Source organism: Bradyrhizobium sp. 35 (genome assembly GCF_023073215.1).
Taxonomy (GTDB): domain Bacteria; phylum Pseudomonadota; class Alphaproteobacteria; order Rhizobiales; family Xanthobacteraceae; genus Bradyrhizobium; species Bradyrhizobium canariense_D.
Window position 1 is genome coordinate 19,600 of sequence record NZ_JADPJC010000120.1, and the last position, 18,772, is coordinate 38,371.

At 59.4% G+C, this 18,772-nt stretch carries 19 protein-coding genes; 8 read left to right on the forward strand and 11 right to left on the reverse strand.

Translation table 11 applies throughout. The features are described 5' to 3' along the window. Nucleotides 1–8: 8 nt before the first annotated feature. Complete coding sequence (locus IVB36_RS25540) at nt 9–1,067, reverse strand: glycosyltransferase (RefSeq protein ID WP_247393365.1); 1,059 nt, start codon at nt 1,065–1,067, stop codon at nt 9–11. 45 nt (nt 1,068–1,112) lie between these two features. On the opposite strand from IVB36_RS25540, the gene IVB36_RS25545 reads away from it, so the two are divergent. Further along, nucleotides 1,113–2,459, forward strand: coding sequence for a glycoside hydrolase family 16 protein (locus tag IVB36_RS25545; RefSeq protein WP_247393367.1), 1,347 nt, complete (start codon nt 1,113–1,115; stop codon nt 2,457–2,459). A 395-nt stretch (nt 2,460–2,854) separates the two neighbouring features. Here the strand turns inward: IVB36_RS25545 and IVB36_RS25550 are convergent, their stop codons facing one another. The 6 genes from IVB36_RS25550 to IVB36_RS25575 all read right to left on the reverse strand — a co-directional run bounded on the left by IVB36_RS25550 (nt 2,855) and on the right by IVB36_RS25575 (nt 10,403). Further along, nucleotides 2,855–3,574 carry a hypothetical protein gene (locus IVB36_RS25550; RefSeq protein ID WP_247393369.1) on the reverse strand — a complete coding sequence of 240 codons (720 nt, stop codon included), beginning with the start codon at nt 3,572–3,574 and terminating at the stop codon, nt 2,855–2,857. A 101-nt stretch (nt 3,575–3,675) separates the two neighbouring features. After that, nucleotides 3,676–5,928 carry a polysaccharide biosynthesis tyrosine autokinase gene (locus IVB36_RS25555; RefSeq protein ID WP_247393370.1) on the reverse strand — a complete coding sequence of 751 codons (2,253 nt, stop codon included), beginning with the start codon at nt 5,926–5,928 and terminating at the stop codon, nt 3,676–3,678. 260 nt (nt 5,929–6,188) lie between these two features. Further along, nucleotides 6,189–6,803, reverse strand: a complete 615-nt coding sequence (locus tag IVB36_RS25560) for a hypothetical protein (RefSeq protein ID WP_247393372.1) — start codon at nt 6,801–6,803, stop codon at nt 6,189–6,191. 137 nt (nt 6,804–6,940) lie between these two features. Continuing rightward, a complete protein-coding gene (locus IVB36_RS25565; RefSeq protein ID WP_247393374.1) occupies nt 6,941–8,431 on the reverse strand; it encodes an O-antigen ligase family protein in 1,491 nt (496 codons plus the stop codon). A gap of 29 nt (nt 8,432–8,460) precedes the next feature. Further along, nucleotides 8,461–8,982, reverse strand: coding sequence for a hypothetical protein (locus IVB36_RS25570; RefSeq protein WP_247393377.1), 522 nt, complete (start codon nt 8,980–8,982; stop codon nt 8,461–8,463). 218 nt (nt 8,983–9,200) lie between these two features. After that, entirely contained in the window at nt 9,201–10,403 is a 1,203-nt protein-coding gene (locus tag IVB36_RS25575) for a polysaccharide biosynthesis/export family protein (RefSeq protein ID WP_247393378.1), read from the reverse strand. Nucleotides 10,404–10,672: 269 nt separating this feature from the next. Here IVB36_RS25575 and IVB36_RS25580 point away from each other — a divergent pair, with 269 nt between their 5' ends. The 3 genes from IVB36_RS25580 (at nt 10,673) to IVB36_RS25590 (ending at nt 13,012) form a co-directional block, all read left to right on the forward strand. Further along, on the forward strand, nt 10,673–11,215 hold the full coding sequence (locus IVB36_RS25580; protein ID WP_247393379.1) for a hypothetical protein: 543 nt from the start codon (nt 10,673–10,675) through the stop codon (nt 11,213–11,215). 74 nt (nt 11,216–11,289) lie between these two features. Beyond that, a complete protein-coding gene (locus IVB36_RS25585; protein WP_085359811.1) occupies nt 11,290–11,565 on the forward strand; it encodes a hypothetical protein in 276 nt (91 codons plus the stop codon). 166 nt (nt 11,566–11,731) lie between these two features. Then, the gene (locus IVB36_RS25590) at nt 11,732–13,012 is read left to right on the forward strand and encodes a hypothetical protein (protein WP_247393381.1); all 1,281 of its coding nucleotides are present in this window, start codon (nt 11,732–11,734) and stop codon (nt 13,010–13,012) included. Between the two features lie 10 nt (nt 13,013–13,022). On the opposite strand, the gene IVB36_RS25595 is transcribed toward IVB36_RS25590, so the two are convergent. After that, nucleotides 13,023–13,646 carry a transglutaminase-like cysteine peptidase gene (locus IVB36_RS25595; RefSeq protein WP_085359807.1) on the reverse strand — a complete coding sequence of 208 codons (624 nt, stop codon included), beginning with the start codon at nt 13,644–13,646 and terminating at the stop codon, nt 13,023–13,025. A 192-nt stretch (nt 13,647–13,838) separates the two neighbouring features. On the opposite strand from IVB36_RS25595, the gene IVB36_RS25600 reads away from it, so the two are divergent. Together IVB36_RS25600 and IVB36_RS25605 are read left to right on the forward strand one after the other, a co-directional pair. Beyond that, the gene (locus tag IVB36_RS25600; protein WP_085359805.1) at nt 13,839–14,576 is read left to right on the forward strand and encodes a metallophosphoesterase family protein; all 738 of its coding nucleotides are present in this window, start codon (nt 13,839–13,841) and stop codon (nt 14,574–14,576) included. A gap of 60 nt (nt 14,577–14,636) precedes the next feature. After that, nucleotides 14,637–15,299 (forward strand): hypothetical protein, encoded by a 663-nt coding sequence (locus IVB36_RS25605; RefSeq protein ID WP_085384362.1) that lies wholly within the window; start codon nt 14,637–14,639, stop codon nt 15,297–15,299. 41 nt (nt 15,300–15,340) lie between these two features. Here IVB36_RS25605 and IVB36_RS25610 read toward each other — a convergent pair whose 3' ends face one another. Next, entirely contained in the window at nt 15,341–15,790 is a 450-nt protein-coding gene (locus tag IVB36_RS25610) for a hypothetical protein (RefSeq protein WP_247363721.1), read from the reverse strand. A gap of 142 nt (nt 15,791–15,932) precedes the next feature. Here IVB36_RS25610 and IVB36_RS25615 point away from each other — a divergent pair, with 142 nt between their 5' ends. After that, complete coding sequence (locus IVB36_RS25615) at nt 15,933–16,325, forward strand: hypothetical protein (RefSeq protein ID WP_204513756.1); 393 nt, start codon at nt 15,933–15,935, stop codon at nt 16,323–16,325. Nucleotides 16,326–16,648: 323 nt separating this feature from the next. On the opposite strand, the gene IVB36_RS25620 is transcribed toward IVB36_RS25615, so the two are convergent. Then, nucleotides 16,649–16,981, reverse strand: coding sequence for a hypothetical protein (locus IVB36_RS25620; protein ID WP_231188852.1), 333 nt, complete (start codon nt 16,979–16,981; stop codon nt 16,649–16,651). A 104-nt stretch (nt 16,982–17,085) separates the two neighbouring features. Between IVB36_RS25620 and IVB36_RS25625 the strand changes: the two genes are divergently transcribed. After that, nucleotides 17,086–18,309, forward strand: coding sequence for a hypothetical protein (locus IVB36_RS25625; protein WP_247393383.1), 1,224 nt, complete (start codon nt 17,086–17,088; stop codon nt 18,307–18,309). Nucleotides 18,310–18,329: 20 nt separating this feature from the next. On the opposite strand, the gene IVB36_RS25630 is transcribed toward IVB36_RS25625, so the two are convergent. Next, nucleotides 18,330–18,605, reverse strand: a complete 276-nt coding sequence (locus IVB36_RS25630; RefSeq protein WP_083926416.1) for a hypothetical protein — start codon at nt 18,603–18,605, stop codon at nt 18,330–18,332. Nucleotides 18,606–18,772: the final 167 nt, after the last annotated feature.

The window sequence follows — 18,772 nt, forward strand, 5'->3', positions numbered from 1 at the left end:
AAGCTGAGTCAACCACAAGATAGACCTCCGAGACGGCCCCGAACATTCGACCACCATTGCGTCCTCGAGAAACGTATCTCGATTAATCTCCGCACCAACCAAGCAGGCAATAGTGTCATACTGGATATCCAGATCACGTGTTTGAGGGCGACGCTCCATCGAAAGCGGCCACGACCTATCGCGATTATGCCCTTGGCCCCCAAATCGAAGAGAGATCTGTTTCGATCGCTCTCATCCTCGCGCGATAACTTACGCGCCATAATCCGATAGTTCACAAACACCAATTCGTTGTCGAGCAAATCCCCGCTCGGCAGTTCATGCCCAAGACGAGCTGCATGCTCCCGCAAAATGTCAAACTCCTGCTTGCGATACCTAATTCTAGATGCAAAATCCGGAATGAAAGCAACCTTGCCGCTGCTATTCATTCGACTGTTGTTACGTTGGTGCACGCGATATTGACCTTGTGGGTCTGAGATAGTGGCGATACCTCCATAGAGTGGAGCGATGGTATTGAGAACTCCGTCCAAGGAAACCGGCGAATTGATAGGCATCACTTGTTTCAGAAAACCGCGGGAGTACGCGTTTCCTGAAGTCACTGGCCAACGATACGTGCCCGTTTCGTTGAACTCGCGAGCCACCTCTGCCTCTGTTACGGTCCGGTGGGAAAAGTCTGGCATACGCCTACCGAGGCGACGACCGCGCTCATCGACGACATCCAGGTCGAATTGAACCTTTACAATGCCAGGGCCGAACGCTTTCTCCACACGCTCCACAGCCATCGGATAAAACGAATCGTCGGAGTCCAGGTACATAACAATTTCGCCAGTGGTCCTGCCATAAGCGGTGTTCGTGACGCTCTTAATACCTTGGTTCGATTGAAACACGGCCTGGACGCGCTCTCCGTAAGAGCGAATGATGTCACGGGAGGAATCGGTAGATCCGTCATCGACCACGATAATCTCGTCCGGCAACCGGGTCTGTGACAGCACGCTTTCAATGGCATGCCCGACGTATTCCTCGTAATTGTAGTTCGTTATAATAACGCTGATTTTTGGTCGAAGAATCATTCGAATCCCTGGTCTCGCTGACAGCGCTGGAAGGAAAATCAGGAAATGGCCTCTGAGGGCTACTGTTCTATTGCTTCATTCAACGGCGCGGTCAGAATTCTGTCGTCAATCTTAATTCTCATGTCGGTCGCGACGGGGTCAGCGACCGCGGGCGGCTGGAAGCTGATATTTTCGGATGAGTTCAGCACCGACATCCTGGACAGGGACAAATGGGCTACTCGTTATATCTACGAAAATGAAACGTTGGATCACTTCAAGGACGAAGTTCAGCGCTATCGCGATAGTCACCTTCTCTCGGATGGCGTTCTAAGCTTGATCGCCAAGAAAGGAAGCTCGAGCCACTTCGATTCTGGTATGATCCGGACATATCAAACCTTCTACTATGGCTACTTCGAAGCTCGCGTTTTCCTGCCCAAGGGAAAGGGCATCTGGCCAGCCTTTTGGCTGCTAGGCGACTATGATCGGGACGGACGAACCTGGCACCCACCGGAAATCGATATCTTTGAATATGTCATAAACGACCATGACGACAAAGATACGATGTTGCACTCAGGAGCTCAAGATAAGGCTCCAGCGAGCGTGTACACGTTCGTTGCCCCCTCCTTTGATGCCCGCCGTAATCAGATGCGTGTTAACGCTCCTCTGAACGCAGGATGGCACACCGCTGGCTTGGTTTGGGCCCCTGAGAGGATTTCGTTCTTTTGGGACGGACGACTGATTTATTCTCGCCCCTACCGTTGGCTGCGTCCGGACGGCGCACTGGGTCCGCCAGCCCAGGTCATCTTGAATTTTGCAATAGGTGGTGCCGGATGGGCCGGCCGGCACGGGATCGACGAGCCCGCGTTCCCCCAGTCGTTCAAAATAGATTACGTTCACGTTTGCCAATTCACTGCGTCCAACGAAGGCTCGCGACTTTGTGGTGAAAGTGCAGCCACTCCTGATCCAGTCCAGTTTTCGTACGAAACTGAGCATAGCGATATGCCAAAGCCAACGTTCTTGCCTCCCCGAGCCACTCTTGCACGCGATTCGTTGGGGGCTACTCTCTTGCCAAATGAGGGCCGCACCGAGCTAGAAGTCCCCATTAGACTGCCGGACGATACATGGCGAGATGAGACGATTAACATCTTCTTGCTTGATGAGACCACCAATGCTCGCAGTACATTGTATGCGAAACAAGCGAAGCATCTTGGAGAGCGTGGAGCGGATGGCACCAACACAATTCGCTTGTCACTTCCGACACTTCCTCAACGGGGGGATTTCACACTGTTGGCGGAAATATCGTCGAGCGGAAGGGAAACGCAAGGTTGGCACGTTCCACTGGCTTGTGACACCGGGGTTAAGCAACCGGTCAAGTCCAAAGCCTGCCGCCTGCTAACCTTGCAACGGCGATAGCAAGCGCTATCGTTGCCTCATTGAATACTTAAACAGCTTCACGCCTGTCATTGTCCCCAGAATCACGTCGGACCTGGCATAGCTGGCAAGGGTTGTATCCAAACATCTGTCAGAATTGACGTAGCATACAGTCACCTTCGTCAGCCGAGGGCAGTTGTTCTTGATACTGATGACGTGATCAAAGACGCTCGGTTGGGTTACATGTGCCCTCGCTGCTGCTTCAACATCCAAACAGGGTCTACCAAGCGCATCCCGTATTACTGTCGATCCTGCTTGCTCAGCAGGTCCTTGAAAAGTCAACCTCGGCGGATTGTGTGAGAGCGTTTGCGCATACCCAACAGATGGAAACGACAGCAGCAGACCGACTGCAGCGGCCGTCCATGATAGGTCCATCGTCATCGACGCCATGTCCTCTCCTCGAGTTCAACCCCCGGGACACGAACCATCAGTCCCTCTCTGGCCAACCGTCTTGCAAAGGACTCGCGTGGAACAATGTTCACAACTGCAATGCTGGCTAGCAGGCGCTCACTTTGCATCCAACCGACGCCCATCAGATTCAGTGCGGCGGCATCGGTAAATTCGCTATCCACCATGCCAGTAAACTCCGAGACAACTCTTTGTTGCGTGGCCCCGATCAAATCCGCAAATGTGGCGAGAGCCAGCTTGTTTCGTCTTAGCGCAATCCAACCTTCGATAGGACCGGTTGTGTAGGATTGGGAGAGATAACCGAGGGTCTTCTCATCGAAACCGCGATGAGCGGTCTCCATGGAGTACAGCATCAGCCACAGAAAGGAATCGGCTGGGTTGAACTCGAGCGACGACTTGATCTTCGTATCTGCCATGGCTGCTTCGTGATCCGCCTCCTCCGCGCTCATTCGCCCTGTTGTTTCTTCTGCAATCCGCAGCCAGATCAGTGCTTCCGCCCGTGCGACATCATTGCGCGCGATCGGTGGCCTAGCTTGGGCTTGCAGCGTGGCCCCAATCCCATTCAACGCAGCCAGCTTGAACCTGTCACCAGCAAGGATGCGTCCTACTGGCTCCTTGAGTGGTACCGCCGACCAAAACGCGGGCAGCGCTCTGAGGGGCCAGATGACCCCAAGAATGCCGAACAACAACAGTATGGATCTCAGACAGGCAAAAAAAGGCATTCTCGCAGGACGTTTATCGAGGCACCAACGCAGCTCTTAGACCAGGGCAGCACGACCGCACGGGCTCGCTATTCCACATATCCGTAGCGGGCATAGTATTTTTGGTAGTAGTAGCGCCCATGATAGGACTCATAGCGTGAGAGGAGCTTGGTGTCGGCCTTGTTCAGCACTACGCCCAGAAGCTTGTCCTGGATCTCCGGCGCTCCACGCAAATTGTGCCGTACGACGTCGATCTTGGTCTTGCCCCACTCCACGACGAATATGTATGAATCGACGAAGTGGGTAGTGACACGCACATCCACCACGGGCGCCATTGGCGGCATGTCGAGCACCACGTAATCATACTTCGTACGCAGCGCCGCGATGAGATCGCGCATCGGCTTGGATGCCAAAATCTCGTTGGTGTGCAGGAGCTTCGAAGTTGCGCCGGCGGGCAAGATCGCTAGCTGGGTTTGAGGATCGACGGCGATGACATCCTCGAGTTGGGCCTTGTGCGCAATCACGTCGACGAGACCGACCTGCGCGTCCGGGATCAACGCTCGGGACAAAGAGGGGTTGCGCAGATCTGCATCGATCAGAATCACCCTCGCTCCACCATGAGCAATGAGCTGCGCGAGGTTGGTCGAAAGGGTGCTCTTGCCCTCGTTAGGCAGGGTCGAGGTCACCGCCAGCACGCGGTTTTCGCGCACGATGGAGTTTAGGTCTACGGCAACTTTCAGCGATCGCACCGCCTCCGAGAAGCGTGATAGAGGATTGTCGACGACAAAGCGCAGGAGATCCCGCTGCGGATTGCTATTCCTCCGGTTGAGCTTGCCGCTCAATACTGACGTCGATACGGCACCGCCGAGCGCCGGAACGATCGCTACGCAGTTGGCTCCTAGCTGCTCCTCGACTTGCGCAGTCGTACGGAACACGCTGTCAGCGTACTCGCGCGCCACGGCGACCCCGAAGCTCAGCATCAGGCCGGCAAGCAGGCTCGCCGCGAGAATGACCGATGTCTTCGGAGCGCTCTTGACCAGCGGTGTGGTCGCCGCGCTGATCACACGGGCCTCCGTGATCGGAAACGACTGCTGTTGTACACTCTCCATATAACGCTGGAGAAAATTGTCATACATCGCCTGGTAGCTCTGCGCGCTGCTCTCGAGCTCGCGGAGTTGCACCTGCGCTTGGTTGGTAAGCTGCGACTCCGAGACGACATTGGCGAGGCTAGACTTGATTGCTTCCTCGCGGGTCATCGCGATGTCGTAATCGCTCTTGTAGGATTCCTGGATACGCTTCAGCTCGTCGATGACGTTCTTCTTGATCTCGGCCATCTGCCGACGCAGGTTGACCGCAGCAAGATGCTCGGAGCCGTATTTCATCGACCAGATCGACTCCTTGGAGGCCATGTCGACATATTGCCCCCGCAGCTTGACGATGGTGTCGTTTTTCAGTGCGTCGGCTACGTTGGCGTCCGGGATCTCCTGCTTGAGAATGTCATTTATGCGGTCAAGCCGGGCCTTGGCCTCAGCAGTGGAGGCATGCGCCATCACCAGCTGGCTGTTGACCTCCGCGAGTTGCTGTTCATTCATCAGCCGCCCGCCCGTGTCGACGATATTGTTCGCAGTCTTGAAATCCACCACCGCCCTCTGCGCGGCTGAGGCTTGGGTGCGCAACTCCTTGATGCGGTCCTGTAACCAGATGCTTGCGCGACGAGTCGCCTGATACTTAGCTTCGAGCTGGTCGACAATGTACGCATCCGCGATCGCATTGGTAATCCGGGCGGCCTTTTGCGGATCGCGTGAGGTGAAGCCGATTTCCATCACATAGGTAACACCTATGCGCTTGATATATCGGTTGCTCTCGAAACGCTGAAGGGCTTTGCGCGTGAGTTCGAACTCAGAGGGGGCGAAGCCGGAGGAGAACAGGCTGGTCACCGAGCCGAGGATAGCGCCGAGCAGGCCCGCACCGCTGCCCGCGAATTCGGGATCCTCCGTGAGATGAAGATCGCGGATCACACTCAGGCTGATGTTTTCGGACTTCAGTATTTCGACTTGGGTTTCCACCGTAGCCGAGTCGATAGCCACATCGCCGAGCACCGATTGTTGTTGAAAGAGCTGGACCTTTCGGGTGTCAATCACCATCGAAGCGGTTGAGGTGAACAACGGTGCGGCGGTGAAGAGATAAAGCAGCGCCAGGATCACGCAGGCCGACACGATCGCAAGCATCGTCGGAAATTGACGGCGAACAATGTCGAGGTATGAGGTCAGCGTGTGGGAAGACCCGCTCAACTCGGCGAAATCCCGGTTGATCTCCGAGCCCGGCCTATTTACCTGCAGCATCAAACAAATTCCTGAAGAAAAATCGATGGTCTCAAGGGCCAAAAAGTCTGCCGACTACACGAAGGCGGCGGAAAGAACCAGATCCCAAAGCCAACAAGTCGAGACTATCACAATGTCGCGTGCAGGTGAACGTGGTTGAATCGCGCGACGCGCGACCGAAGCAGCATCTGTCGTGAACCTTAATAGCGCAAAAGCAAAGCGGCGCCGAATGGGCGCCGCTGCCGTGAAGTCTCAAAGGGCAGGCCGTAGAACCAGACCGGTCAGCGCGGGCTCACGCTGTTCGCGGAGCTGCCAACGCCGCCATTGCCGGGGTTGGGCGCGTTGTTCGCGGTCGTGTTGTTGCCGAACGTAGTAACGCCGCCGCCGTTGCCACCGGTAGCGACGCCGCTGGTCCCGGTTGGGCCGCCGGCGCCGGTGCCGCCGCCGGCACCGCCACCGGTCGCAGCGATCGCAGCGTCGCCGGTCGCGGTCTGATAGGCGGCGATCACGTCGGGATTGCCCGTTCCGGCGATCGCGGCTTGGATCTCATTGCCATAGGCTTGGTCCTGCTGTGCCGCCATGCGGGCGACCAGGGCGAGGCCGCCAACGATCGCGCGCATCTGGTCCTTAGTGGTCGCGGGATCCTTTAGAAGTGCGATCAGGCCCGGCAGCGTGGCCGGATCGGAGGCCCCGAGGTCGCGCACGCGCGAGATCAGCTGCGGGCCACCAGCCGGATATTGCTGCAACAGGCTGTTGGGGGAAGCCTTGAAGTCGGAAATGACAGTTGCCGGCAGCTGGCGCTGCGGCGGGTAAATGGCGGCGTTTGCCGCCGACGTAATCGTCACAGCGAGCGCCGCAGTCGCAGCCATGCGAAGCGCAATCTTGATAACGCTCATAAATAAACCTCCAAACAAAATCAGTTGCCCCGATGTGCTTTCTCGGCCCGGGCAAATGGCGGTGCAGTGCAGGAACCTAGCCGAAGAAAAAAGCGCTGTCCATTTATTCTAAAGACTTCGTAAACGGCATAACTGGTTCAAAACTGGACAGTTTTGTGAAGCTCAGGGGTCCGGCGCGCGGCGCCCGCGGTTGTCAGACGTCCCTCGCCTCGCCCGCTGCTGGCGCCCGCCTCCGCAATGGGGCGGACCTCTTTGGTGCGGAAGGATTGCGCCAGACCCGCGCCGAAAACCGCAAAGAACGGAATGCTGTAGCCGGGCACCTGCAGCGTGAAGTCGAGGCACGAATGCAGCAGCGACAACGTCGCGGTCGCCACCGCCGCCAGCGGAATGATGGCATCGCGCCGGCGCCCGAACACCCCCCTCGCCAGAACCACCAGCATGATGGCCCAGGCAGCAGCTATGAGGAGCGCCATGGGGATACCCACTTCGGAGGCAAGCTCCAGCGGCGTCGAATGCGCAGCGTCCCAGATGCCGCGAATCGAAATGTTGGGGCTTCGGTAGGGTGGAAAGGCCCATTGGAAAGTGCCCATCCCGGTCCCGAACCAGGGGTTGTCGGCGATGATCTTCAGCGTCGATTTCCAGGCCTCGATGCGGCCCTCGTCGACCAGCCCCTGGCTGTCGAAGCGGGAGGAGACGCGGCCGCCGAGCAGCTGCATCAGGCCGAGCGCGACCGCGATGCCCGAGCCGAGCGAGATCCAGATGCCGGAGCGCGGGGGCACGTCCTTTCGCAGAAACAGCGTGAACGAGACGATCATCGCCAGCAGCGACAGGCCGACGCCGGCGCGCGAGCCGGTCATGAACATCGCCATCAGGCAGACCAGCAAGCTCGCAAGATGCGGCAGGATCTGTTTCGGCGGGATTGTGCGCAGATCGACTGACAAACGCCGCCATTCGACGTGCCGCTCGGGAAGCCGCCGGCGGACATCCTCCAGGATCAAGAGCATCCAGATCACCGCGCAAGAACCGAAATAGGCGGCGGCCGTGTTGCGATTGATGAAGGTGCCGGTGACGCTGCCCATATAGGCCGTCTTGTCCCGCCACAGGATCATGGTGGGCTCGATCAGGAACGAAGCGACGCCATAAAGCGCGTAAAGGCTGCCAGAGACGGCGATGACCCAAAGCAGACGTCGGGCGCGCTCACGCTCCGCGCCGACGGTGATGCCGAGGAGGATCGCCAGAATGTTGGCGAGCGGCGCGCCCAACGCGAAGAACGCCTCGTTCTTGACGATCGACGCCGACGGCGCAATCGGCACGCCCAGGAGGTCGGACGCCTGCTTCCAGATCGGATTGAACGGCGCGATCCAGGGATGGTCGGACAGCTGCTCATGCAGCACGAAGGCGTATCCGGCCACCATCACCCCGATGCCCGCGATCATCCAGAAATGGGGTCGGCGCAACTCGCGCGTCGGCGCCACTATCAGGGCGAGGCCCAGGCACAGGCACCAGAACGCGATCGAGAGGTCGTTGGTCGAACCGAACGGGAACGGCGCGCCGGCAGCGACGAAGAACAGGATGAAGGTCGCAGGCCAGCTCCACGACCAACTTATACGGGGAAGCGGAAAGCGCATCGTCGGTTAGCCGGCCTTTGGCTCTAGCTCTAGAGGAAGCAATCGATCGGATAGATCTTCAGATCCACGTTCAAGCGGCTGATCCGGGTCTGCGCCCGAAAGCCGTAAAACAGCCCAAGATTATCACTCCCCTGATCGAGCTTTATTCCAGGGGTTAATTCGTCGGGTGGCACCAGATTGCCTATGTGGCGGTTAATTCCGGATATCTCGATCCGCCCTACCCCCTCGCCGAAATTCCCGGCGAGTTGAGTGACCGTCACCTTGGGCAAGCCCCGCCGCTGATGGCAGACCTCCTCCTCCCATAGCTTTGTTTGTGGGACGAGAGGTTTGCCCGCTCCTTCCGGCACAACGATATCCGGAAAGGACGGGTGCAGCATCCCGAAGAACCGGCTCTCCTTGGAATTCGCCGACAGGCGGACTGCGAATGAAACTTCGCCCTTGGCACCTCGAAGGCGCTGAAAGATCGGCGCGTCGGGCTCGGCAGAGACCACGACATCGATCCGGTGGCGTACTCCGAACTCCCCCGCCGCACCGGCAGCCTGCTCGAGCAAAACAGGGCCCCCGATGATAAGGGTCAGAAAACACCAGAATGCTCGTCGTCGAAAGCGCATGCCGCCCCTTGCAACACTGCGGGATGACCGATGATCGGCACGCCTTGCTCAGTGGCGCCTTAATCCACCCCGAACAGAACCGCTGTGATTGCTAAACGAAAATGGCACCGGGACAAAGCCCGGTGCCATCGTTTTCGTGGATCAGGTTGGCTCCGGTCTTACGGCGCCAACTTGATGTTGTTGCGGAAGATCAGCGCATTGTTCGACAGATTCACCGCGTCGCTTCCGGTCGCCATGATCACACGCAGGTACTGCAGGAACTTGGCAGTTTCGACGTTGCGCGAGTTCGAAACGTAGATGATGTCGCCGTTCTTCATCATGACCTTGGTGCCGAGGAAGAATCCACCCGGATCGCGGAAGTTCACGTTGAAGATGACCGGGATGGTCTCGGTCGTGTATTTGCTGACGTCAATGCCGAGCTGGGCTGCGACGTCACGCGGCTCGCGGCGATACAGGTACACGGCTGCCGGATCCGCCTGACCGTCCAAAAGACCACCGGCCTTGCCGACGGCTTCGCCCAGGTTGATACGCCAGGCATCGAAGTTGAACTCGCCGCTCTGACCGCTCGCACCAAACGCCAGGAACTTCTGCTGCTCGCGATAGACGTAGATGCTATCGTCAGGCCGGACGTAGATGTTGTTCTCCGGGCTCATGACCAAGTTTTCGAACGGTACCGTTGCCCGCTTTCCGGCACGCTCCAGCATAACCCAAGTCTCGAAACCCTGACCCCGGATGCCGCCAGCGCGGGTGATCGCGTCGAGCACCTTGTCCTTTGCACCCGCGGCGCTGGCGGGATAACGTGCCGGCGCATTGACTTCGCCGAGAACGCTGATGAGCTGCGTCCGCTGCGACGACATCGCGACCACGACCTGCGGCTCGATGGCACGGTTGGAAATTTTCTCGACGATCGCGCGCTGGATTTGGACCGCTGTGAGGCCCCCCGCCTTAACCTGGCCGGCATAGGGCACAGTGATGAAGCCGTCATTGTCGACCGCCTGGTCCGGAATTGTCACGAAATTGCCCGGACGGACGCCGGCTTCCGCCGGAATGAACAGACCACCCGCAGCCGCTTCGAAGATGGTGACGCTAACGACATCGCCAATGCCGAACACGATGCTTGCCGGCGGGCGACGGTCGGTAAATACGCCAGCGAGCCCTTTCGGCTCGTGGGTGTGCAGGATATTCACCGTAGCTGGGTTGAGAGGGACCAGCTCGTAAGCTGGCGCGCTGTCCGTCTGGATGTGGTTGTTGACGTCGTCCGTTAACGGTCCCGAGCCTGGATTTGTCGAACATCCCCCAAGCACCAAGCCCGCGGCCAAAAGCGCCAGCGTCAAAACACGAGTCGTCGCAAATGCATGCATGAAGGCGCCCGGTGGTTCCCCAATTGACTCAATTGGTACGGTGCGCGGCGAACTGCGACAAGCCTTCGCAGCCCAAATGGCAGCTTGACAGTGCGATCTGACCGGGAGTGTTGCGTTTCAGCAACGGGATGGAACCCGCATTAACCCTTTGTGACCATTTGTTATATTCTGTGTGCGGCTTAATCAGGCAGCCGTCTACGGAACCGCCGCTCCTCACCTGTCCACGCATCTGCTAAAACTGAGCGCGTAACGATGGATGGATATCTAAAGTGGCGCCTTTCGCAATTGCAGCATTGTTCTTGGTGGGCTCGCAGGCCGCATGTACCGGCAGGTCGGCTTTAGAGCAGGCTTGCCTCAACCAACCTTTGATCCGGGTAGCCGCACCGGCCTCGACCTGGAAATTCTCCCGCACCCAAGGCTCCAAAGAGAGCGAGAGCTTCGCTTCCATCTCCAAGACAGCCGAGACGATGCAGTCTGACCCGGAGTTCGCCGGCCTGATCGTCCGCTGCGCTCCCAAGGGCAAGATCGACGTGTTGGTCGCCTTGATCCGGCCGTTCCCGCCACGGAGCCACCCGCGAGTGACGATCTCCTCAACTGGCGGCGGTACCCAGACGTTCGAGGCCAGCATGGCGGCGGCCGGCGCTGCCGTCCTATTACCCGACGAAGTTTCTGCGTTCGCGGCCGGTAAGTGGCAGACGACGCCCTCGCTTTCCGTGGTGGTGAAGGAAAGTGACACCGAAATCAAAGGCGTGGTGACCCTGAGCGGGCTTCGTGAAGCCTATAATTCTCTGGCGGCAAGTTGCGGCCAATAGACAAAATTTAGCCATACGACTTAAGGGTCTTTTTAGGGTGGGGAACCTAAGGTCCGGAGCACGGAGTGTTTCGGATGACCGAGCTTTTGATCTTCAGCTTTCTGGTGGGCGCAGTTCTGGGCCAACGCTTTCGCGTCCTGGTGCTCCTGCCGCTGACATTCGTCATGCTGCTCGCCGCGATCCCGGTCGGCTGGATGGCCAATCTGGGCTTCCTTGACGGCCTGAAGGGCGTGGCGTTCGCGGCTATCGCGCTCCAGGCCGGCTATCTCTTCGGCTCGGCCGCCCGCTTTGCTCTCGCCGCCGGTCGTGCCGCCCGCGTGTTTGCCCGTCCGCTCAAGACCGCCCGCTGACCTCTTTGGCGCATCAAGAGTCCGTCTGATCCCCCGCAGGCGACGCTGCCTTAATGTGGGGTTGGGTTGGGGTTGGGAGCTGCGTTGGCTGCAGAGCTCTGTTTGAAAACTTGCCTCCGGCTTGTATGGTGGCCTGACCCTTTCAGGATTCCTTCCAGGCGCACGTTTGTCCTTCGCTTATTTTGCCCTCATCGTTTGCCTTGTTTCTGCATCCGCTCTCGACATTGCCGGCGCCAAATTCGGCGTACAGCTCGGGATGACGGCTACGGCCCTGGGGCTATTTGCAGCGGTCTTCAGCGCACGAAAGGCCGACTACGAGCACTATCTGCGTGCCACGGTCTGGGGCCGTTGGATCCTGATCGGCATTCCCCTTTGTATCGCGGCTCAGCTGGTGCCGCTGTGGCTGAGTTGGGCGCATCCGATCTGGGCGAGCAGCCACGATGCTCTGGCTGGCCTGTCGCTTGGGCCAGTGACGGCGGATCTCGGCCTCACCCTGAATGCGCTGTTTCAAGCCCTCGCAGCGATCTCGTTGCTCAGCGTGACCATCGTCGTGGTCCGTGACCGCAGCCGTGCCGAACTGGTGCTGTTCGTGCTGAGCGGGGTAACAGCGGTGTCGGCTCTGACCTTGGATTTGCGTCCGTTCTCATCCGCCCTTGCAACCGCCGTTCCTTCCGACCTGGCGACAACGATGGCCGGTCTTGGCGTCATGCTTAATCTAGCCGTCATGCAGCTGGCCGCCGAGCGGGCCGAAACGCGCCACTCGGTCGTTCGATCGGTCGCCATCGGCCTTTGCGGCCTTGTGGGCGCGCTGGCCAGCGCGGTCGCGGTTTTTGGCTTGTCGGGGACGAACAGCGCGATCGCCGCGGCCTTTGGCCTCGTGTTGATGTTGCTGATCCTTGTCATTCGAAGGATCGACCTATCGCCGTTGGCCGCAGGCGCGCTGTCCTTCGCCGCGCTGGTCGGAGCGATGATTGTCCTGAGCTTCCTGTTCGAAAAGAATGCAGGGCCGATTCTTTTGCGGCTTGTCCCGGATGCGGGAGCCGAAACCAGAGCCGCGCTGGAGCGAATGTTGGCCGACACCAGGTGGTTCGGTGCGGGGGCAGGCACCTTTTCTGCCGTTGGCAGGATCTACCAAAGCGATTCCGGCGCGGCTTTGATGGCGCCCTCGACGGCTTTTGCCATCTTCGCGGATACCGGATGGATCGGTTTTTCCGCCGCGCTGCTGGCGGGCATGTTGGCTTTGGGCCGCTTGTTTTTGGGGGCTTTGCAGCGCGGCCGCGACTCGTTCTTCCCGGCGGCGGCCGCGGCCTGCCTTGTCTTCGCGCTGGTTGAGGGCTTCGCCGGTTCAGGACTGCTGCATCCGGCAGCAATCCTTTGCCTGTCAACGATCATGGGACTCGGCTTGTCCCAAAGCATCACCCAGTCCCCACGCGGCACGGGTCATTAGTCGTTCGTCGTTAGACGTCGCGATCAGCCAGTGACGCCCAGTAGGTCGGGTTCTTGGGCATTTGGATGCGGACCCACCGATAGGACTTTTTCGACCAGGGCAGGATGTGCCCGGTGAGGTTATCCAGCACGAGATCGCCGGCGAACGTGCGCACCACGACCACAAGATGATGCTCACCCCAGGTCGTCACGACCTCGCTGAGCAACACCGATCGCGCCGGGAAGCCCTTGGCAATCAGATCGTGGCGTTTTGTCACGGCGTAGTCGTTGCAGTCGCCGCTGGTGGGATGCAGCAGCCACTTCTCGCCGCGCAGCCCCTCCAAATTAGGCTCGGGTCGGATCGCGCTGTTGACCCGCCGATTGACCTCCTGAAGCTGGGCCATGCGCTCGGCCGTGAGCTTGAGACGTCCGCCCCTGAACACGATTTGCTGCGGTCGCGGCTTACACTCGCCCTCGTACTTCAGGCAAAAGAGCGTGAAAGCCATCGGCGCCAGGGTCGGCTGGTCGAACTTGATGTACTGGATGGCGCCGCGCAACGCCGACGGCGCACCGACAAAGGCGGCCTCGGCCTTGTGTTGAGCCGCCCCAGCCAACAGAGCGGCGGCAATCGCCAGGAACTTTAAAGTCTTGCGCATGTCGCGCTCCCCATTTCTTGTTGGGGAAACGCTACGGGACACGTCTTGAAATCCGGCTCAAAAGCCGAGCGATCCTTTAATCAAAACCGCTGCGACTCCGTCAGAAACAATTAAGAATACCGATGCGTAACTTGTTCTGCTATGAGCGACCATGCCCTCCATTCATGACGCCAGACCCGATTCGACCAGCTGATGGGCCTTTCCAAGCGTTTTCGTAAGAACGTCAAGCCGCGGCTCCCCGACGGCGTGAGGATCTATGCCATCGGCGATGTGCATGGACGCGCCGACCTGCTTCAGTCGCTCTTAACTGTCATCGACGCCGACCTTGCCCGCTCCGCTCCCGAACGAGCGATTCAGGTCTTTCTTGGCGACTACGTCGACAGGGGCCCGGACTCGCGCGCTGTGATTGATCTCCTGATCGAGCGCTCGAAGTCGCATGAGACAGTGTGCCTCAAGGGCAATCACGAGGTGTTCCTGCTCGAGGTCCTCAAGGACCCGGCGCGCCTGGAGGAATGGCGTCGCTACGGAGGCCTGCTGACCCTTGTTTCATACGGCATCAACCCGACGATGAATCCGACGCCGGAGCAGCAGATTGAATTGATCGAAGGGTTGAGGCAGGCGCTTCCGCGGGAGCATCTTTCGTTTCTTCAGCAGCTCCGCCCGTCCTTCGCGTGTGGCGACTTCTTCTTTGTGCACGCCGGCGTCAAGCCGGGCGTAGCCCTGGAACGTCAGAAGGAGGAGGATCTGCTCTGGATCCGCGAGGAATTCCTCGAGTCCGAAAGACGCTTCGGCAAATATATCGTCCACGGCCATACCCCGGTCAGCGTCCCGGATATCCGCTCAAACCGGATCAATATCGACACCGGCGCTTACGCGACCGGCAACTTGACCTTGCTCACGATCCAGGGCGATAGTCTGCTCGCAATTTAGGACTTTTGCAGAGTTGCTGGCCAACTCCTGCGCCCTTCCACACGGGCATCGAAATTCATCATGAGCCGCATGACCTTGCTTCGCATCATTGGCGCCTGCATCGCAGTGATGTTGCTGCTTTACGCAGCATTGGGGTTTTACGGCGATCTCACGCGGTCGAACTTTCGGGCGAGCGATTTGTTCTTGGGCGAGTTTCCGCCCGAGAAGGTCAACGTAGCCGCTTCGGGCGTTCTGGCGCCCCTTTCATTCGACGGCGACTTGCTGGCGAATTATGCGGCGGCCAAAGCCGCGGATTTTCTTCACCGTCCTGCAGCCGATGTGAACAGCAGGGCCGCCGAGAACAAGGCTGCCCAGGATGCCGTTGTTGCGGCTCTGAAAGTATCGCCCATCCGGCCCGCGCTTTGGCTGACGCTCGGCACGCTGAAGACGCAGGCGGGTGAGCTGGCGACGCCTGCAGTGAAAATGTCTTACCTGGCCGGCGCGGTGCCGATCGCCGTCGCCTTCGCACGGCTCCAAACCGTCACATCGAACGCGGCAGCAGCCGACGAAGAGATCAAGCTGCTGGCGCAATCGGACGTCCGCGCGGCGCTTGCCAACCGCTCTCGCTACGAGCAGCTCCTGATCGCTGCCTACCTGCAGGCCACGCCGCAAGGCAAGTCGCTGCTTCTGGAGACCACGCAGGGGACCGATCCCAAGTTCAATCAGATTTTGCGGCGGTACTGAAGTTCGAGCGCGAGTTAGCCTGCTGGCTTGCAGTCAATTTTTCAGCGCGTCGCTTTTGGTGCGATCGGCACGAAATCCCGCTCACGGCGCGGTTGATCCGGTCGCCCCTGGTAGACGAACATGCCCTTCTTGGTCGAGACGATGTCGCCGCGCTGCAGGCTGTCGTCGTTGAGGAGGCGTTCGGTCGCGACAAGGTCCGGATCCTCCGGGACCGGTTTATAGAGCTCTGGATGGTCCCGCCGCTCGCGCGAGAGCTCCTTGGCTCGTCGCCGCGCATCTTCGATACGCTGACGCCACTCGTCACGGCTGACTTCCGGCTCGCTTGGTGGAAGATAGTCGCTGACCGAGGGCTCCGGTTCGGTCTGCGCAAAACACGAGGGCGGATTGGCGAGACCGAAGTCGATTGCACCGGCAACGGTCAGGACCACTCCGGCCAGCTGCCCAAGCCGCCTGGCATGAGCTAGAAAGGTGTGAGGTCGCGCGGTTGGCACGCTGTAACTCCAGGGCAGAGCGAGAAGAACGAGCAAGGGCCGGAAACTTCTCGTCCATTCCCTTCAATCTATACGTTTGCCGATTGCACGAAAGCCAAATCGCGGGCAAGCTTCGTGCTTTAGCTCGCGAGGATATTGACCAGTGGTCCGCAACGTTACTTTCCTGGTTCTGGTGATCTTTTTAGGCACTCACTTTGCGACAGCAGGCCAGATCGAATACCCGCAAGTGATCCATACGCAATACGAAGCCGTCGATCAGAAGACCGGGGGTCACTTCGTGCTGTGGTCGGAGCGGGAAAAGATCTTCTATGGCCTGGACCAGAAGCTTTTCCCGGGAGCTCGGTTTGTCGACATCACCCAGGTAACCCCAAGCGTGGGTTCGATCACACTGACCTATGTCGAGGTGCGGACCGTCAGCAGCACGACGTCGGACTATCTGTATCTGGCAGGAAATGTCCGCTTTCGCGTCAGTGGGATGGCGCTCAAATCCAGCAACTTCCCCGCCGGCGGCGGAATGACACCCAACGTACAGTAGCCAGACTAACGCCTGCTCGACCCACTAGTCCGCGTTCTGTTGCCGTAATAGGGGCGCGCGCGCCCTCCACTGACCAGAGGCGGCTGAATCTGGCTCGGAATATTCCGCGTAGCCGTGCTCGGCGCGGGCTGCGAGGGATTGACGATAATTACATTTCGATCGGGGGTCGATGGATCATTGACCCCCTGGGCCCGAGCGCTGAGGGCCCACGTGCTTGCCGTCACAAGAAGCGTAAACGCGGTCAGGACTAATCGTTTCATAAGATGTCTCCCAAGCGAGAACATCGGGAGGCGATCACCGTTCCTTCACGGTTGCTTGGGTCGTCATTGCCGAGGCACGGCGATCAACTTGCCGTCTCTCCAGACCCCCTGAGCCGCCATCCCGCTCGGCAGCTTGCCCGGCGCCAGGTTTCGGGTGGCTGTGGGTCGTGAGGCGCTCTGGGCCGTTTGGGTTTTCTTCGTAGGGGTGGTCACGATGCTGGTGCTCGTCAAATTGGCTTTGTCCTTGGTCCCTTGTGCAAAAGAAGGTTGCACCAGGAGAGCCACAAACGTGAGTGCTATGAAACCGTCGCGCATGATCAAAATACCGGAAAGAGGAGCTCGTCGAACTGTCACAGCTTTCTGCCCAAAAGCAAGCCCCCGAAGCTGTTCGACCATGGGCTCTTGCAAGGCTGGCGATCAGAGCGGCTTTCGCCGAGATAGGATTTTGACGCGGAAAAGCCTAGCGAAAGAGCCTGTTCCGGGTTACTTGATCGGCCTTGATGACCGACCCCAGCGACACCGCCGCCGGCGCGCCAAATATGCACGCGATCAAGGCCGGGTTTGTGCGTCTCCTGTCCGGGCGGATTCGCGACATATCCAGCGACCCCCGGCAGATCCGCGAAATCGTATACGAGCTGGCTCGCATCAAGCTTCTGGAACAATTAACGCATGGCGACGCACGGGAGTCCCGCGAGCTCCAGCAAGTGCTTGAGCGCGCCATCCGGGAGGTTGAGCTTTCATTTGACCGTAGCGAGCGCGACGCGCTGTCCAAAGCGCCGGAGTTGGCGCTAGACGTCGCTTCGCATCAGTCGCCACCCAGTCCCCCGGCTCCTCAGCCCGTTCCGCATCTGGCGCCCGTTCCGCCCTCGCCGCCCGTCCCGAAGCCTGCGGAAACAGGGCGCGGTTCTGTCGCACCGCCAAGCCCGCCCGACCAATCTCGGCGAAGCGGCATCCTCAACTCCCTCATCCGATTAGCCGCCATCCTGGTCGTCATTGCCGGTGCCAGCGCGGCGGTTACTTATTGGCCGCGGTTGAGGACACAATCCCTCGCATTGTGGCAGTCCGCGACGCTGTCCAAGCGCACCTCCACAAGCCCCGAGCCTCACCCCACCGGGGCTGTGACTCCATCGAGCGGTGAGAGCGTCGAACGGACACCGGATCAACCGAAGGAGCCGGTGACGCCTGCGCAACCCTCGATGCCGTTGCCAACGACCTTCGGCGTCTACGCCCTGAGCCAGGGCCAGCTCCAGGAGCTCAAGCCGGTCCCCGGGAAGATTCCGGATCGTCGTGTCGCGATCTCAGCAGCAATCACCACACCGAGCGCGACGACCCTGACAAGCGGAGATGTCAGCTTCATTGTTTTCGGGCCCGACGGTGGTGTCGATGCAACCGGGACCGAGGTTCGAGTAGTCGCAAAAGTCTCCCGAGCGATGGGCGTCGATGCAACCGGGAAAGCGGCCATGGTCTCTGCCGGCGACACCTGGGTCATCCGCAGCATGTCCTTCCCTTACAAAGTAGGTCCGGTCGAGGATCAGCCGAGAATGCTATCGCTGCAGCCGGAGCAGGACGGCTTTACGCTTTCGCCGGGTCGCTACGTCGTGGTCGTCAAAGGTATGGGCTATGACTTCACGGTGGCCGGGACGCCGACTGATCCCAACCAATGCGTCGAACGCATCAATGCAACGAACGGCGCATTCTACTCCCCCTGCCCGCCGCGACGCTAAAGTGGCGCGACGCGTTCCGTTTATTTCTTGGCCTTGGCGTCTTTAGGCGCATCCGCGGGCGCATCATCGACCTTGCCGTTGTTCGTGACGCATTTGCTGAAATAATCGCGCCGCTCCTTGGCTGTCCCTGCGCTGCCGGCAGCGGGATTGCCGATTTGCTTTGGAGGAAAGGCCTTGGCCAAAGCTGCGTCGCATGCACGCGCTACTTCTACAGTGACGGCCGACGCCGTTACTGGCGCGCCAATAGCCAAAACAAATGCCAATCCCATAGACCTTTGCAAATTTCTGGAGATCACCTGGCTCGCTCCTTCAATCCGTCCGAGAACGCTGGACGGGACCATATCAAAACCGGCAGAAGAGCCAAACGGCAAAGCGGCGCCCGAATTGTCCCGTGGCAAAGCTGTTCAGCGAGAGATTATGCTTTTCGGACCGAGATATCCATCGTGCCCAAACCTGCTGCGTT

Excerpts from the sequence above, each read along its gene's own strand:
- IVB36_RS25600 (WP_085359805.1), top strand. The coding sequence starts at position 13,839 with ATGGGCCTTTCCAAGCGTTTTCGTAAGAACGTCAAGCCGCGGCTCCCC.
- IVB36_RS25575 (WP_247393378.1), bottom strand. The coding sequence starts at position 10,403 with ATGCATGCATTTGCGACGACTCGTGTTTTGACGCTGGCGCTTTTGGCC.
- IVB36_RS25585 (WP_085359811.1), top strand. The coding sequence starts at position 11,290 with ATGACCGAGCTTTTGATCTTCAGCTTTCTGGTGGGCGCAGTTCTGGGC.
- IVB36_RS25560 (WP_247393372.1), bottom strand. The coding sequence starts at position 6,803 with ATGAGCGTTATCAAGATTGCGCTTCGCATGGCTGCGACTGCGGCGCTC.
- IVB36_RS25555 (WP_247393370.1), bottom strand. The coding sequence starts at position 5,928 with ATGCTGCAGGTAAATAGGCCGGGCTCGGAGATCAACCGGGATTTCGCC.
- IVB36_RS25605 (WP_085384362.1), top strand. The coding sequence starts at position 14,637 with ATGAGCCGCATGACCTTGCTTCGCATCATTGGCGCCTGCATCGCAGTG.
- IVB36_RS25545 (WP_247393367.1), top strand. The coding sequence starts at position 1,113 with ATGGCCTCTGAGGGCTACTGTTCTATTGCTTCATTCAACGGCGCGGTC.
- IVB36_RS25565 (WP_247393374.1), bottom strand. The coding sequence starts at position 8,431 with ATGCGCTTTCCGCTTCCCCGTATAAGTTGGTCGTGGAGCTGGCCTGCG.
- IVB36_RS25540 (WP_247393365.1), bottom strand. The coding sequence starts at position 1,067 with ATGATTCTTCGACCAAAAATCAGCGTTATTATAACGAACTACAATTAC.
- IVB36_RS25620 (WP_231188852.1), bottom strand. The coding sequence starts at position 16,981 with ATGGTCGAACAGCTTCGGGGGCTTGCTTTTGGGCAGAAAGCTGTGACA.
- IVB36_RS25625 (WP_247393383.1), top strand. The coding sequence starts at position 17,086 with ATGACCGACCCCAGCGACACCGCCGCCGGCGCGCCAAATATGCACGCG.
- IVB36_RS25595 (WP_085359807.1), bottom strand. The coding sequence starts at position 13,646 with ATGCGCAAGACTTTAAAGTTCCTGGCGATTGCCGCCGCTCTGTTGGCT.